This is a genomic window from Xanthomonas cannabis pv. cannabis, assembly GCF_000802365.1.
GTDB lineage: Bacteria > Pseudomonadota > Gammaproteobacteria > Xanthomonadales > Xanthomonadaceae > Xanthomonas > Xanthomonas cannabis.
The window spans coordinates 1-14,424 of the sequence record NZ_JSZE01000009.1 but is presented as its reverse complement, the minus strand read 5'-3'; the positions used below and the strand labels follow the sequence as shown (position 1 = coordinate 14,424).

Here is a 14,424-nt window from a genome sequence, read left to right as displayed (position 1 = left end):
CGCGACGGCAAGTAGTCTTGCGTTACTTGCCGTCAGCCATCGCTGCATCGAAAACGTTCATCGGCTGCTGGCACCATCCGCATCCACCGAACTCTGCATAGGCTCTGCCATGTGCATTTTTCAGCCACGTCTTCTCGCTGGCGGCAGCGCGTGAATCCCCGAGTGCCGTATAGGCTTCTTTGAGGACCACGTGGTACTGGTAGGCTTCATTTCCATCAAGGCCTGGCTCCAGCAACTTGATCGCCTCCTGGGCATGCCCCTCCAAAAGAGCCATGCGCGCCTGTAGAAGAACGACGAGCTCGGCAACAGACGGCATCCTGGCCAGTTCCGGCTTAGCTAGCAGCGCGCGCAGTACCGACTTGGCAGCAGCGGCATGGCCCATCCGCTGCCCAATGAGGGCAAGCGATGCAGCAACAACGGCATCACTTCGCTGCGCGACGCCCTCGCCACTTTTGGCAACGCTCGACAATGCCACCGGCACCGCTGCATCGATGGTTTGCAGCGCGTCTGCATGCTTGCCCTGCGCATATTGCGCCGATGCTTTGGCGACCAGTGACTGCTGGTACCGCGAGGAGGCATGATCGATCGAATCGGAGATTCGCGCCATTTCCACCAACGCCTGCTCCCTGCGGTGTTCGTCGATATAGATGGACACTTGATCAAAGTAGGCAACGTCCAGACGCCCCTCCGCCGGCCAGATCGCATGGGCTGCCGGGAAATCGTTCAGGACCGCCAAGGTCACCGCTTCCCACACGGCTGCAGACGCCAGCCCCGCGGCTCTGGCGGAACGAAATGTCCCTAGCGCCTCGGAGGTCTTTCCCAACGCCAATTGCATACGCCCGACCATCTCCAACGACAGCGGGTCGAAATCGTAACGCGATGCCGCTGCCCGCTTGGCGTAGACCAGCGCTTCCTTGTAGCGGTTACGCACTTCTAACGCATAGGCGGTGTTTTCGGCTGCGGCAAAATCGTCTGGATACAGGTTTGCCATCTGCATCCACTTCTCGTAGGCATTTGCCGGATCCTTGATCTGCGCATACCAGGCGTCGAGATAGACCTGCTCGCGCGGAGGCAATTTTGCCCGCAGACTCAATGCCTTTTCGAGATAGGGCAAACCGATCGACGTGTTTTCGAGATAGAAATAGCAGCGGGCGACACCGACGTTTGCCAAAGCGAATGTCGGATCCAGTTCCACGGCGCGCAGGTAGTAATCCCGGGCGCGCAAATAATGGCCCACACCGAACTCACGCTGGGCTAACGCATAGGCATTCAGGGCATCCATGTTCGCGGTGGAGACGCGCGGCAAAGGCGCGGAGTTTGCCTTGATGGAAGCCAGCGTTTCCCCAAGACCTTTGCGCAGGTTCGAACTCACTGTATCCACGGAAGTGAGCAACGAACGCTGCCCGCGGCCTTCCGCTTTATACATGTAGACCGTCGCCTGGGTGGTTGGATCGATCACCTCTACCGTGAAGCGGAGGTTGCCCCCGATATCGGCAACGCTCGGCAATATCAGCGCCTTGGCGCCAGCCCGCATTGCAACTTGCGCACCAAGCGCCCGATCCACCTTGGTGCGATCGCTTTGTTTCATCAGCTCCAGCATGTCATGCGCACGTTTTTCAGAAATCAGATTGACGTGCTTTGACTGCTGCAAGCTGAGCCGCAGGGCTTGCTGAAGCGGCTCATCCAGCGTCGCGCTATCGGTGAGGTTGTGGAGATCGCCCACCACTACCCAATCACGTTCGGCAAATGCAATTGCCGGCTGCGGTCGCCCGAATAACCACAAGATACCCGTGGTCAGAAGAATCACCGCAAGCTCCGTCACCAACGCCGCCGGCCGCCGCCATAGCGGGACATCGCGCCAGGCTTTGGTGGAGTTCTTCGGGGCGCGTAACGGGGTCAGGCCGATTTCGCCGACTTCGTAGATTTCCATCGGCGTGGGGACGCCTTTGAAGCGCCAGCGGCCATGGGATTTCCACAGGATGCGTTCGACGCGGTCGCCCAGTTCGCGCGCAGCGCGGTGGGTGAGCGATTCGGCGACTGCCGAGACCAGGATCTGCCCCGGGCGTGCCATCGACATCAGGCGTGCGGCGGTCGGTTTGGCCAGGCCTTCGACCTCCAGCGGTTTGGCGCCGATGCTCACCGCCTCGTCGCTGTTGCGCCAGGTCAGCACCTCGCCCACGTGCAGCCCTTGCCGCGCTCGCAGCGGCTGGGCATGGGTATCGCTCATGGCCTTGAGCCCACGCGCGTAATCCAGCGCGAAGCCCAGGCCGTCGATAGGGCGATCGAACAACAACAACAGCCCGTCGGAACGATCGATCAGGCGGCCGCGCCAGTGCTGCTGCAGCTTGACCACCAGGCGGTCGTGTTCGCGGAACAGGGCGGCGGCGGCGTTGTCGCCGATGCGTTCGACCAGCGCGGTCGAGTCGCAGAGATCGGTCAACAGCAAGGTGCGCAGACGTGGTGCCTGGATAGCCTCCGAGGACGCGTCCTTGCGTGCGTTGCGGGCGCTCATGACTTAACGATGGCCCGAATCGGGCGTGGTACCGGGCGGCGGCGAGATCGCCGATGCGATCGCATCGTGCATGGCCAGCACGTTGCCGCCCTGCCGTTTGGCTTCGTACAAGGCGCTGTCGGCGAGGGTGTACCAATCGTTCCAGGCCGCATCCGCATCGATCATGCACAAGCCGACGCTGACCGAGCAGCCTTGCTCGCTCGGTCCGTTGCACAGGCGCGCTTCCACCGCGCGCACGATACATTCGCCGATGTGGTGCACCAGCTCGCGCGTGCCTTGCGCCACCAGCACGCAGAATTCGTCGCCGCCGAGCCGGCAGGCCAGATCGCCTTCGGCGATGACCGACCGCAATGCGTGCGCCACGTTCTGCAACACACGGTCGCCGGCCAGATGCCCGAATTCGTCGTTGATGCGCTTGAAGCGGTCGCAATCGATCAGGATCAGGCCGACGCCGGGCACGTTGCCGGCGCGGCGGCATTCCTGCAGATACAGCGCCAGGCCGCGCCGATTGTGCAACCCGGTCAGCTCGTCGGTGCGGCTGAGCTCTTCGGTATGGTTGAGCTGGTGCGAGGTGACGTAGAGGTTGTCCAGCGCCGCTTCCAGGTCATGGTTGCGGCGGCGCAGCTGGCGGATAAGCAATTGCTCGTTATTGACCACACGCACGATGGAACGGCGCAGAAAGTGCGCCACCATCGACGGGTCGTGGTCGACCAGGCGCTGGAAATCGTCATGTGCCAGTTCGATCAGGCGGCTGTCCATCGACGCACTGGCCCCCGCGCTACGCGCATGGTCGCCAATCAGCAGGCCGAGCTCGCCAAAGAACTCGCCCGGGCCCAGATGCTTGAGCATCAGGTCTTCGCCGAAATCCAGGTCGATCTGGCCACTGACCACGATGAACATCTGCGTGCCGATCGCGCCTCGCTCGAACAGCGCCTGGCCCGCGGCAAGGTCGCGCAGCCGGCCAAAACGCGCGAAAAATGCAAGTTCCTCGGCAGTCATCGACGCGTGCAGCCCGTCCGAAAGCGTTTTGGCAACGCTTCCCGTCGGCTCGACTGCGCCTGTGGAGTTGTGGCAAGTCATCCAGTTTCCTTAGGCCGGCCTACAACGTTAGCCCATGGACAAATCCTACAGGACCCCCTTGTTCAGTACCAGGTCACACTCTTTCTCACAGGTGAAGAGACGAAATGACGGGTATTCCAGTCAAAAAAAGGGCCCGGTTTCCGGGCCCCTCCCCTCCCGGGGTGGCAAACGCCTGACCGCCCGCTGCAGGCTAGGCGGCCTTGTCGCCGTGAAACTGTTCTTCTTCGGTAGAGCCGCGCAGCGCGGTGGTGGACGACTGGCCCTGCTGAATCGCCTGCGTCACTGCATCGAAGTAACCCGTACCGACTTCGTGCTGATGCTTGACCGCAGTGAAGCCGCGGTCGGCCGCTTCGAATTCAGCCTGCTGCAACTCGACGAAGGCACTCATCTGCCTGCGGGCGTAGCCGTGCGCCAGCTGGAACATGCTGTGGTTCAACGCATGGAACCCGGCCAGGGTGATGAACTGGAACTTGTAGCCGTAGCAGGCCAGCTCGGTCTGGAATCTGGCGATGGTGGCATCGTCCAGGTGCTTCTTCCAATTGAAACTGGGCGAGCAGTTGTAGGCCAGCAACTTGCCCGGGTACTTGGCATGGATGGCTTGCGCAAAGGCGCGCGCAAACTCCAGGTCCGGCTTGCCGGTTTCGCACCAGATCAAATCGGCATAGGGCGCGTAGGCCAGGCCGCGGCTGATCGCCTGGTCCAGGCCGTTGCGGGTCTTGAAGAAACCTTCGACCGTGCGCTGCCCGGTGGTGAACGGCTGATCGTTGGCATCCACATCGCTGGTGAGCAGGTCGGCTGCTTCGGCATCGGTGCGCGCGATCAGCAGCGTCGGTACGCCCAGCACGTCGGCGGCCAGGCGCGCGGCGTTCAACTTTTCGATCGCCTCACGCGTGGGCACCAGCACCTTGCCGCCCATGTGGCCACACTTCTTGACCGAGGCCAGCTGGTCTTCGAAGTGCACGCCAGCGGCGCCGGCTTCGATCATCGCCTTCATCAGTTCGAAGGCATTGAGCACGCCGCCGAAACCGGCTTCGGCATCGGCCACGATCGGCTGCAGGAAGTCGATGTCATCGTTGCCTTCGGCGTGATGCAGCTGATCTGCGCGCAGCAAGGTGTTGTTGATGCGCTTGACCACCGCCGGCACCGAATCGGCCGGGTACAGCGACTGATCCGGATACATCTGCCCGGCCAGGTTGGCATCGGCCGCCACCTGCCAACCGCTCAGGTAGATCGCCTTCAGGCCCGCCTTGACCTGCTGCATCGCCTGATTGCCGGTCAAGGCGCCCAGCGCGTTGACGAACGGGGTGGCATGCAGGGACGTCCATAGTTTTTCAGCGCCAAGCCGCGCCAGCGAGTGCTCGACATGCACGGTGCCGCGCAGGCGCACCACGTCGGCGGCGGTGTAGTTGCGGGTGATGCCTGTCCAGCGCGGATTGCTGACCCAGTCCTGCTGCAGTTGTTCGGCGCTTTGCAGTGTGGTGCTCATCTTGCGTTCTCCTGAGAGGGACGACGGATGGAACGGGGAAGCGGCGTGCCCGACGGCGCACGCGGCAAGGCAAGGCCATCGTTGCGCGGTGGCGCGCAACGGGCGGTGTGCTGCGGTGAGGCGGGAGCTGCGGCGATACGCGGTGGCGGTGCCGCGGCAGCGATCAATCGATCAGGCGGTATGCCGGCACGGTGAGGAAGTCGGCCAGTGCATCGGCAACGCTCAGCTCCTGCAGCAAGGCGATCGCCTCATCGATGCGGGCGGCGCCGGGCAACGTGGTGGTGGCGCCCAACCGGGCCGGCAACGCACGCAAGGTGGCCTGCAGCAGGTGCTGATCGATGGCGGTGCCATCATCCAGATGCTGGCCGTGATGCAGCCACTGCCACAGTTGCGCGCGGCTGATTTCGGCGGTGGCCGCGTCCTCCATCAGGTTGTGGATCGGCACACAGCCATTGCCGTCCAGCCACGCAGCCAGATAACGCACGCAGACTTCGACATTGCCGTCGAAACCGGCGCGGGTGATGGTGCCCGGCGACGGGGCGATCAACATGTCGCGCGTCACCTGCACGTCGTTGCGCAGCACATGCTGCTGATGCGCGGTGGGCATGTGCTCGTCGAACAGTTTCATCGCCACCGGGATCAGCGCCGGGTGTGCCACCCAGGTGCCATCGTGGCCGGCGCTGACTTCGCGCAGCTTGTCGGCACGCACACGCGCCATCGCCTGTTCGTTGGCGGCTTCGTCGTGATTGATCGGGATCTGCGCGGCCATGCCGCCCATCGCATGCGCGCCGCGGCGATGGCAGGTCTTGATCAGTAGTTCCGAATACGCCTTCAGGAAGGGCTGGGTCATGGTGACCTGGCCGCGCTCGGGCAGGACGCGGTCGCGGTGCGCACGGAAGGTTTTCAGATACGAAAAAATGTAATCCCAGCGCCCACAATTCAGGCCCACGATGCGCTCGCGCAGTGCGTGCAGAATCTCGTCCATCTCGAAGACCGCCGGCAGCGTTTCGATCAGCACGGTGACCTTGATCTGCCCATGCGGCAGGCCCAGCATCGCTTCGATATGCGACAGCGCCGTTTCCCACAGTGCGGCTTCTTCCATGCTCTGCAGCTTGGGCAGATACAGATACGGGCCGCGGTCCCTGGCCAGCAGCGCGCGGCCGTTGTGGAAGGCGAACAGGGCCGCATCGAACAGGCCGCCCGCCAGCGGCTGCCCGTCGATGTGGACATGCTTTTCGTCCAGGTGCCAGCCGCGCGGGCGCACGATCAGCACCGCGCGCTCGGCTTCCGGGCGCAGTGCGTAGTGCTTGCCGTTGGGCGCATCGAAGCTGAGATCGCCGCGCACGGCGGCCGCCAGGGTGCGCTGGCCGGCGAGCAGGTTGCGCCAGGTCGGTGCGGTGGAGTCCTCGAAGTCGGCCATGAACACCTTGGCGCCGGAGTTGAGCGCGTTGATGACCATCTTCGGATCGGTGGGACCGGTGATTTCGACGCGGCGGTCCTGCAATGCCGCCGGCAACGGCGCAACACGCCAGTCACCCTCGCGGATGGCACGGGTGTCGGCGCGGAAATCCGGCAGCAGGCCGCCGTCGAAGGCGGCCTGGCGGGCGCGCCGCTGGGCCAGACGCTGCTGACGGCCGGGCTCGATCGCGCGGTGTAGCGAGACCAGCAGCGCCAGCGCCGCTGGCGGCAGCAGTTCTGCCTGCCCGGTGACCTGGGTGGTCAGCGACAGACCCGGCGTGGCGCGGTCGGTAGGACGTGGAGCAAAAGCGGTGGCAGACATGGGGAGTTCCTTGTGCGTCCGGACCTGCACCGTGCGCGCCGACGGACTATTTGACAAAGCAGTTTTATCAATGCTGTAAATAAGCAGGACTTATATCAAGCGATGATCGCTCACTGATATGGCGCCAACTCCGCGATTTTCCTACAAATCCGATCGGCTCAAACCGCTGCGGGCATTCTGCCAGACCGTGCGACTGGGATCGGTCTCACGGGCTGCTGAGGCGCTATACGTCAGTCAGCCGGCGGTGACCCTGCAACTGCAGGCACTGGAACGCGACCTGGGTGTGCCCTTGTTCGAACGCTCCGGACGGCGGCTGGCGCCCAGCCGCGAGGGACAATTGCTGTACGACATGGCGCTGCCGCTGGTGGAAAGCCTGGACGGGCTGGAGGCGAGCTTCCGCGAGAAGGTGCGTGGGCTGGATGCGGGCGAGCTGACCATCGCCGCCAACAGCTCCACCATCCTGTACCTGTTGCCGCGCATCGTGGAAAACTTCCGTGCGCGCCATCCGGATGTGCGGCTGACCCTGCACAACGCGATCAGCGCCGACGGCACCGACCTGCTGCGCGAGGATGCGGTGGATCTGGCGGTTGGTTCGATGCTGGACGTGCCGGCCGACCTCAACTACGCACCGGTGTACCGCTTCGAGCAGCTGTTGATCACACCGCCCGACCATCCCCTGGCGCACAAGCCCACGGTGTCGCTGCAGGATCTGTCGCCGTATCCGTTGATCCTGCCGCCGCGGCGGCAGGTGACCTACCGCCTGGTCGACCTGATCTTTCAACAGGCCCGGGTGCCCTACACCGTGGCGCTGGAAGTGGGTGGCTGGGAGGTGATCAAGCAGTACGTGGCGATGGGCATGGGCATTTCCATCGTGACCGCCATCTGCGTCACCGATGCCGATCGCGACAAACTGGCCACGCGCTCGCTCAAGGACTTTTTCCCTACCCGCAGCTACGGCGTGGTGGTGCGCAAGGGCAAGTATCTGTCGCCGCAGGCACGCGCCTTCATCGAACTGATCCAGCCGGATCTGTTTACGCCGCGCGGCTATGACGAGAGCGGCGACTCGGAGCGCTGAGCCGTCAGGTGATCGACGCCATCGACGCGATCACCCGAATTTGCTGGCGCACCCCGCTACATGAGTGCGCGTCGCGGTCGAGGTTGCCACGTGCCATGTGTCGATTGCGCAGGCGCCGTGTGCTGTGCAACAAAACCAGCAAACGCGACAGGACGGCGATGCACGGTATGTGGCTCCTACATGCCGTTCGAGGCGACATTGCGCGCGATGCGCGATCGTGCGATGCACGACGCAATGACGTCCGCCTACACTCGGCGACTGCGCTGCAGCATGCAGCGCACGAGCGCGTGGTCTGTCCGGGGGAACGGCGGACCGCATGCGGCGCGCTCGACCCGCACGTCGAGCCGACTCAGCCAATGGAACGTTGACGCAATGAATCCGACCACGTTGTTGCTGGTGCAGTTGGCAGTGATTCTGGGGGCGGCGCGCCTGTGTGGTGCGCTATTGCAACGGGTCGGGCAGCCGCCGGTCATTGGCGAGATGGCGGCCGGCCTGTTGCTGGGCCCGATCGCCTTCGGCGCGTGGCTGCCCCAGCTGTATGACGCGCTGTTCGCCGCCAAGAGCCTGCCGCCGTTGTCGGGGCTGGCCAATCTGGGGGTGGTGCTTTTCATGTTCGTCGTCGGCGTGGAGCTGCGTGCACCGGAAGGCACCAAGGCACAGGTGCGCGCGTCGGTGCTGGTTGGTGTGTCGGGCATCGTGTTGCCGCTGGCACTGGGACTGGCCGCTGCGCCGTGGCTGTTTCCGCGCTTTGCGCCGCACGGCGTCGGCTTCTGGCCGTTTGCGCTGTTCATTGCGGCAGCCATGTCGGTCACTGCATTTCCGGTGCTGGCGCGCATCCTCAAGGACCGCAACATGACCCGCACGCCGGCCGGCCGTCTGGCACTGGGCGCGGCGGTCATCGACGACGCCACGGTATGGATCTTCCTGGCGATCGTGCTCACGCTCACCGGCAACACTGCGCACGGCGGTGTGGCATTTACTGCGGCCGGTGCGCTGGTCTTGATCGCACTGGTGTTCGGCGCGCTCAAGCCGGCGTATGCGCGGCTGCTGCGGCCGCGGGCGAGCGATGGCCGCTATGCCTCCACTGCGCTGGTGTGGGTGTTGATCGGCCTGCTGGGCTGCGCGGCGGTGGCCGAATGGATCGGCTTGCATGCGATCTTCGGTGCATTCGTGTTCGGCATCTGCCTGCCGCGCGACGACCGTTTGCTGGAGCATCTGGCCGGACGCATCGAACCGCTGGCGATCACCTTGCTGATGCCGGTGCTGTTTGCCGTCGCCGGACAGGCCACCAGCCCCAGTGCGTTTGCCGGCGCCGGCATTGCCGGTTTCGTGTTGGTGATCGGCGTGGCGGTGACCGGCAAACTGGCGGGCTGCACGCTGGGCGCGCGGCTGAGCGGGCACGATTGGCGCGATAGTCTCACCGTTGGCTCGCTGATGAATGCACGTGGCCTGATGGAACTGGTGGTGATCAAGATCGGCCTGGACAGCGGCGTGATCGGCCCGGACCTGTTCACGCTGTTGTTCGGCATGACGCTGGTGACCACGGTGATGACCTCGCCGATGGTGGCCTGGTTTCATGGCCGGCGCCATGCGGCCCCGGCCGACGGCATGCAAGCGAACCGTCCGGGTCACTGACATGTTGTCTGCCGCTGCACTTGCCGACGTTGCATCAGCGCGCACCGGCAGCCATGCGAGCTGCGCGTCGACCCTGCGCTGCTCGCGCGCCATCGCACCGGCAGGACGTGAAGCACCCTTGCCACCACCGGCAACGCGGGTGGCAAGGGTGATTGCGCTGCGCGACTGCCGCATCGGCGGCATCCGCCTCACAGCACAGTTCTTCCGCCAGGCGCGTTGACGGGTTATGCCACAGACTGCCGCCATGTCCTCAGAAACTCAATCCCGCTATACGCAGCTCCCACCTCCGCCCGAGTTGCGCACCCAGCTGCGTTGCAGCTGGCGCCACCGGCAAGGTGCAGCCAATGCGCCGGTGCGGGTGTTGCCGGACGGCTGTGTCGACCTGATCTGGGATGGCGCTGCACTGTTCGTCGCCGGCCCCGACCATGTCGCGACCATGGCCTGCGTAGCCGCCGGCAACGTGCTCACCGGCGTGCGATTGACTGCAGGCGCGGCCGCCGGTGTGCTGGGCATTCCGCTGCACCATATTGCCGACCAGCGCGTGGCACTGGATGCGCTGTGGGGACGCGATGCAGGCGAGTGGCAACAGAAGCTGTGCGATGGCGACGTGCTGCAGACCTTGCATGCGCTGTGTCGTCACCGCGCGGTGGCCGTGGACCAACAGATGGCCTTCACCTTCGCCCAGCTGGCCGGGCCTGCAGCGCCGCGCCTGCCGGCGTTGTGCGCAAGCCTGGAGATCAGCGAGCGGCAGCTGCGGCGGCGCTGTCACGCAGCGTTCGGCTATGGCCCCAAGACGCTGGAGCGGATCTTGCGGCTGCAGCGTTTCCTGCGACTGGCATCTGGCCAGCCCACGCTGACCGCCGCCGCGCTGGAGGCCGGGTATGGCGACGCACCGCATCTGGTGCGCGATGCGCGCCTGCTCGCCCAGCTGAGTCCGCGTGAGCTGGTGCAGCAACACGCACGGTGATGGCCGTTTTCGCCAAGCCGCCAGGTCGCTGCGCAAGGCACGCTGTGCAGCCACCGACCGCGAGGACATCGCCATGCAACGCAACGCACAGCATCACCGTATCGACTATCTGGAATTTGCCGTGGCCTCTATCGCCACCGCCAAGGCGTTTTACGCTGCGGCGTTCGACTGGACGTTCCAGGACTACGGACCGGACTATTGCGAATTCCGCGACGGCCGCCTGAGCGGCGGCTTCTTCCATGGAGCCCCGCAGCCGGGTGGCGCACTGGTGGTTCTGGCCTCCGACGATCTGGCGGCGTCGCAGGCACGCATCGAAGCCGCTGGCGGCACCATCACCCGCCCGGTGTTCGCATTCCCGGGCGGGCGGCGTTTCCACTTCACCGACCCTGACGGGTACGCGCTGGCGGTATGGACGCAGGAGCTGGCCGAGGCGTGACCTGGCCTGCCGGGGATGCTCCCGCCCAAGCCACGTGGTGCGGCGAAGGCTTCTGCATCCGGCCGCCGTGAGCCGGCAACCTGCGCTGCAGCGTTGCCGGCCCAATGCCCGTCAATAGCCAGCGCCGGTTCGCCCCCGGCCGCTCATTCGCGCCCGTAAAGCCCCAGAAACATCTCCACCGACGATTCGACGACCTGCACCTGCTGCGCGGGCGTCAGCGGCGGCTGCCCCAGCGCAAGCTGCGGCCAGAACGCAAATCCCTTGACCAGCGCCTGCAATTGCTGCGAGGCGAAGTCCGGGTCCACCGGCGCCAGGCGGCCATCGGCCAGTGCGGCGCGCAGCCAGGTGGTGGTGCCCTCTTCCTTGCTGCCCAGTTGGGCCAGCAGCGCGCGTGCGCGCTCGGGCGAGTGGATACCTTCGGCAATCGCCACGCGCGACAGATCGATAAATGCCGCGTCGTCGAGCAGGCGTAATTTCTGCTGCAGCAACTGCGTCAATTGCGTGCGCAATGCCTGGTCGGGGCGGTAGGCCAGGCTCACCGCCTCGGCGCTGCGTTGCCACAAGCCGCGCAGGATCTCCCCAAACAACACGTCCTTGCTGGGGAAGTGGTTATAGACGGTGCGCTTGGACACGCCTGCGGAGGCGGCCACGCGATCCATGCTGGTGGCTTCGAAACCATGCTGGCGGAACTCGACACTGGCCGCTTCCAAGATGGCGTGACGCTTGCGGTCGGTGAGCCGCTGCGGCGCCGGCGCCGAATCGGATGAACTGGACATGGCGCAATGTTACACCGGGCGGTTTACATTCCCCAGAATAAAACTACACTGTGTAGTGTAATTTGTGTTTCCAATATCTCGATACACCACCTCTACGCCGGATACCGTCGTGCCTACCCAATCCCTGCCACTGCCATACGCCTCTTCGCCGCAGTTTCGTCATGGGCGGTTCCGCAACGCGCTACCCACCACCTTGAGTACTCCCGGCGTGTTGGCAGGCCTGCGGCTACTGTGGCAGGTGCTGTTCAACAAGCCGGCGCGCACGGTGCCGTCGCAGGCATTGCCGATTGTGCCGTTGACCGCCACGGACCTGCACAACGCGCCGGACCGCAGCCTGTTCCGGCTCGGTCACTCCACGGTGTTGATGAAACTGGGGAGCGGCCTGTGGCTGACCGACCCGGTGTTCTCCCGGCGCGCCTCGCCATTTGCGTTTGCCGGCCCAAAGCGCTTCCATGCCCCGCCGATTGCGCTGGACGACCTGCCGCCCCTGGCCGGCGTGATCCTGTCGCACAACCATTACGACCATCTGGACCGGGCCACCATTGCCGCGCTGGCCGAGCGCGTCGGCGTGTTCGTCGCGCCGCTGGGCGTGGGCGACCTGCTGGTGCGCTGGGGCGTGGATCCGGCCAAGGTGCGCCAGCTGGACTGGTGGCAGTCGGTGCAGATCGACGGCGTTACGCTCACTGCCACGCCGTCGCGGCACTTTTCCGGGCGCGGCCTGTTCGACCGCGATCGCACGCTGTGGTGCTCGTGGGCGATCCAGCAGGACGACCTGCGCGTGTTCTTCAGCGGCGACGGCGGCTACGGCCCGCACTTCAAGGCAATCGGCGAGCGGCTGGGGCCGTTCGATGTGGCGCTGATCGAAAACGGCGCCTACGACCACATGTGGCCAGACGTGCACATGCAACCGGAGCAGAGCCTGCAGGCGTTTCTGGACGTGGGCGGCCGCACCTTGTTGCCGATCCATAACGGCACCTTCGATCTGGCCCTGCACGTGTGGACCGAGCCGTTCGAGCGCATCGTCGCCCTGGCGGCGGACGCGCAGGTGCCGCTGGCCACCCCGCACATGGGCGAGCGCGTGGACCTGCGCCGCCCGGCCACCGGCGAACGCTGGTGGCGCGCGCTGCCCGACACCCTGGCGGTGGCGCGGTGAGCCGCTGGACGCTGGCCAACCTGCCCCCGCAGCGGGCACGGGTGGCCGTGATTACCGGTGCCAGCCCAGGTGGGCTGGGCTATGAAACTGCGCTGGCTCTGGCCGGTGCCGGCGCCAGCCTGGTGCTGACCGCGCGCAATGCCGCCAAGGGCGAGGCCGCGCGGCAGGCACTGCTGGCCGCGCATCCCGCCGCCACGGTGCGCGTTGAAACCCTGGACCTTGCACAACTGGCATCGGTGCGCGCGTTTGCCGATCGGCTTGCCGCGTACCAGCAGCGGGTGGATCTGTTGATCAACAACGCCGGGGTGATGGCCCCGCCGCAGCGGCAGACCACCGCCGACGGTATGGAGTAGCAGTTCGGCAGCAATTATCTCGGGCACTTCGCGCTCACTGCGCAGCTGCTGCCGCTGTTGCGTGCGGCCGCGGCGCCACGCGTGGTCAATCTGTCGAGTCTGGCCCACCGTCAGGCCCGCATCGATTTCGACGACCTGCAGACCGAGCGTCCGTATCGCCCCTGGAAGGCTTATGGCCAGTCCAAATTGGCGATGCTGATGTTCAGCATGGAACTGCAGCGGCGCAGCGACGCGCAGGGCTGGGGGCTGCACTCAGTCGCCGCACATCCCGGCGTTGCACGGACCGCATTGATCGCCAACGGGCCGGCCGCCGGTGGCCGCCGTACGGCGCTTGGCGCGGCAACCGCCTTGCTGGGGCCTTACCTCAGCTACTCGGCCGCGGCCGGCGCACTGCCCACGTTATATGCCGCCACCGCGCCACAGGCACAGGGCGGCGGGTATTACGGCCCGGACGGCCTGTTCGAGCTCAAAGGCGACCCGGCCCCGGCAAAGATCGCCCGCCAGGCCCACGACCGCCACGTGGCTGCGCACCTGTGGGAGACCTCCTGCACGCTGGCGGGTGTGGCGTTCTGAGCTCAGGCGGAGCGGTGGTCTGCGCCGCCGGTAGGCGTACCTGCTTGCATGCAGCGACGGGGGAGCAATCGCGCGCGGCTTACAGCCGGATCCACTCCAGCCCGTCACCGCGCCGGTAATACACCGCCACCGCCTTGCCATACACCGCCGCCGCATCGACAAAGCCGAAATAGCGCCCATCCAGGCTGTTGCCACGATGGTCGCCCATCACCAGCAGCTTGCCGGCCGGCACCTGTACCGCGTGCAGGTCCGGGCCGCCACCGGCATCCAGGTCGAGCTGCGCCACACGCGCACCAAAGCGTTCGTGCGCACCGTCGCCATCGCCCTGCAGCGGCTGTCCGTTGATCGACAGATGGCCATCGCGCAGGTCGACACGGTCGCCAGCCACCGCCACCACGCGTTTGATCAGGCGCGTGCCATCGCGCGGCGAATCGAACACCACCACCTCGCCGCGCTGCGGTTGCTCGCCATCGACAACGATGCGGTTGCTCAGCGGCACGCGCCAGCCATAGGCGTGCATGTCCACCACCACCCGGTCGCCCGGCTGCAAGGTGGGCTGCATCGAGCCGGTGGGCACCTGGTAGTGATTGGCGAACGA

Annotated in this window: 13 protein-coding genes; 7 read left to right on the top strand and 6 right to left on the bottom strand. The window is 65.5% G+C overall.

Features of this window, described 5'->3' with window-relative positions; translation table 11 throughout:
• Nucleotides 1-22: 22 nt before the first annotated feature.
• From OZ10_RS02400 to aceB, 4 genes are all read right to left on the bottom strand, one after another.
• The gene (locus OZ10_RS02400) at nt 23-2,512 is read right to left on the bottom strand and encodes a putative peptide modification system cyclase (RefSeq protein ID WP_039563840.1); all 2,490 of its coding nucleotides are present in this window, start codon (nt 2,510-2,512) and stop codon (nt 23-25) included.
• 3 nt (nt 2,513-2,515) lie between these two features.
• On the bottom strand, nt 2,516-3,592 hold the full coding sequence (locus OZ10_RS02395; RefSeq protein WP_039406762.1) for a GGDEF domain-containing protein: 1,077 nt from the start codon (nt 3,590-3,592) through the stop codon (nt 2,516-2,518).
• A gap of 190 nt (nt 3,593-3,782) precedes the next feature.
• On the bottom strand, nt 3,783-5,078 hold the full coding sequence (gene aceA, locus OZ10_RS02390; protein ID WP_039406764.1) for an isocitrate lyase: 1,296 nt from the start codon (nt 5,076-5,078) through the stop codon (nt 3,783-3,785).
• Nucleotides 5,079-5,241: 163 nt separating this feature from the next.
• Nucleotides 5,242-6,858 carry a malate synthase A gene (gene aceB / locus OZ10_RS02385; protein ID WP_039406767.1) on the bottom strand — a complete coding sequence of 539 codons (1,617 nt, stop codon included), beginning with the start codon at nt 6,856-6,858 and terminating at the stop codon, nt 5,242-5,244.
• Nucleotides 6,859-6,976: 118 nt separating this feature from the next.
• On the opposite strand from aceB, the gene OZ10_RS02380 reads away from it, so the two are divergent.
• The 4 genes from OZ10_RS02380 to OZ10_RS02360 all read left to right on the top strand — a co-directional run bounded on the left by OZ10_RS02380 (nt 6,977) and on the right by OZ10_RS02360 (nt 10,971).
• Entirely contained in the window at nt 6,977-7,933 is a 957-nt protein-coding gene (locus OZ10_RS02380) for a LysR family transcriptional regulator (RefSeq protein ID WP_039406770.1), read from the top strand.
• Between the two features lie 372 nt (nt 7,934-8,305).
• Nucleotides 8,306-9,568: a cation:proton antiporter gene (locus OZ10_RS02375; RefSeq protein WP_039406773.1), complete on the top strand. Its 1,263-nt coding sequence runs from the start codon at nt 8,306-8,308 to the stop codon at nt 9,566-9,568.
• 244 nt (nt 9,569-9,812) lie between these two features.
• The gene (locus tag OZ10_RS02365) at nt 9,813-10,535 is read left to right on the top strand and encodes a DUF6597 domain-containing transcriptional factor (protein ID WP_068873825.1); all 723 of its coding nucleotides are present in this window, start codon (nt 9,813-9,815) and stop codon (nt 10,533-10,535) included.
• A 73-nt stretch (nt 10,536-10,608) separates the two neighbouring features.
• On the top strand, nt 10,609-10,971 hold the full coding sequence (locus tag OZ10_RS02360; RefSeq protein ID WP_039563859.1) for a VOC family protein: 363 nt from the start codon (nt 10,609-10,611) through the stop codon (nt 10,969-10,971).
• A 143-nt stretch (nt 10,972-11,114) separates the two neighbouring features.
• On the opposite strand, the gene OZ10_RS02355 is transcribed toward OZ10_RS02360, so the two are convergent.
• Nucleotides 11,115-11,747 carry a TetR/AcrR family transcriptional regulator gene (locus OZ10_RS02355; RefSeq protein ID WP_039406782.1) on the bottom strand — a complete coding sequence of 211 codons (633 nt, stop codon included), beginning with the start codon at nt 11,745-11,747 and terminating at the stop codon, nt 11,115-11,117.
• Nucleotides 11,748-11,871: 124 nt separating this feature from the next.
• Between OZ10_RS02355 and OZ10_RS02350 the strand changes: the two genes are divergently transcribed.
• From OZ10_RS02350 to OZ10_RS22780, 3 genes are all read left to right on the top strand, one after another.
• Nucleotides 11,872-12,900 (top strand): MBL fold metallo-hydrolase, encoded by a 1,029-nt coding sequence (locus tag OZ10_RS02350; protein ID WP_039563857.1) that lies wholly within the window; start codon nt 11,872-11,874, stop codon nt 12,898-12,900.
• Nucleotides 12,897-13,253: an SDR family NAD(P)-dependent oxidoreductase gene (locus OZ10_RS22785; RefSeq protein ID WP_228889008.1), complete on the top strand. Its 357-nt coding sequence runs from the start codon at nt 12,897-12,899 to the stop codon at nt 13,251-13,253. Before OZ10_RS02350 ends, OZ10_RS22785 begins: the two co-directional genes overlap by 4 nt.
• Before the next feature lie 81 nt (nt 13,254-13,334).
• Entirely contained in the window at nt 13,335-13,826 is a 492-nt protein-coding gene (locus tag OZ10_RS22780; protein ID WP_228889006.1) for an SDR family NAD(P)-dependent oxidoreductase, read from the top strand.
• 79 nt (nt 13,827-13,905) lie between these two features.
• On the opposite strand, the gene lepB is transcribed toward OZ10_RS22780, so the two are convergent.
• On the bottom strand, nt 13,906-14,424 hold a 519-nt coding region (gene lepB, locus OZ10_RS02340; RefSeq protein WP_039563837.1), incomplete at its 5' end, for a signal peptidase I.

Excerpts from the sequence above, each read along its gene's own strand:
- OZ10_RS02400 (WP_039563840.1), bottom strand. The coding sequence starts at position 2,512 with ATGAGCGCCCGCAACGCACGCAAGGACGCGTCCTCGGAGGCTATCCAG.
- OZ10_RS02395 (WP_039406762.1), bottom strand. The coding sequence starts at position 3,592 with ATGACTTGCCACAACTCCACAGGCGCAGTCGAGCCGACGGGAAGCGTT.
- aceA (WP_039406764.1), bottom strand. The coding sequence starts at position 5,078 with ATGAGCACCACACTGCAAAGCGCCGAACAACTGCAGCAGGACTGGGTC.
- aceB (WP_039406767.1), bottom strand. The coding sequence starts at position 6,858 with ATGTCTGCCACCGCTTTTGCTCCACGTCCTACCGACCGCGCCACGCCG.
- OZ10_RS02380 (WP_039406770.1), top strand. The coding sequence starts at position 6,977 with ATGGCGCCAACTCCGCGATTTTCCTACAAATCCGATCGGCTCAAACCG.
- OZ10_RS02375 (WP_039406773.1), top strand. The coding sequence starts at position 8,306 with ATGAATCCGACCACGTTGTTGCTGGTGCAGTTGGCAGTGATTCTGGGG.
- OZ10_RS02365 (WP_068873825.1), top strand. The coding sequence starts at position 9,813 with ATGTCCTCAGAAACTCAATCCCGCTATACGCAGCTCCCACCTCCGCCC.
- OZ10_RS02360 (WP_039563859.1), top strand. The coding sequence starts at position 10,609 with ATGCAACGCAACGCACAGCATCACCGTATCGACTATCTGGAATTTGCC.
- OZ10_RS02355 (WP_039406782.1), bottom strand. The coding sequence starts at position 11,747 with ATGTCCAGTTCATCCGATTCGGCGCCGGCGCCGCAGCGGCTCACCGAC.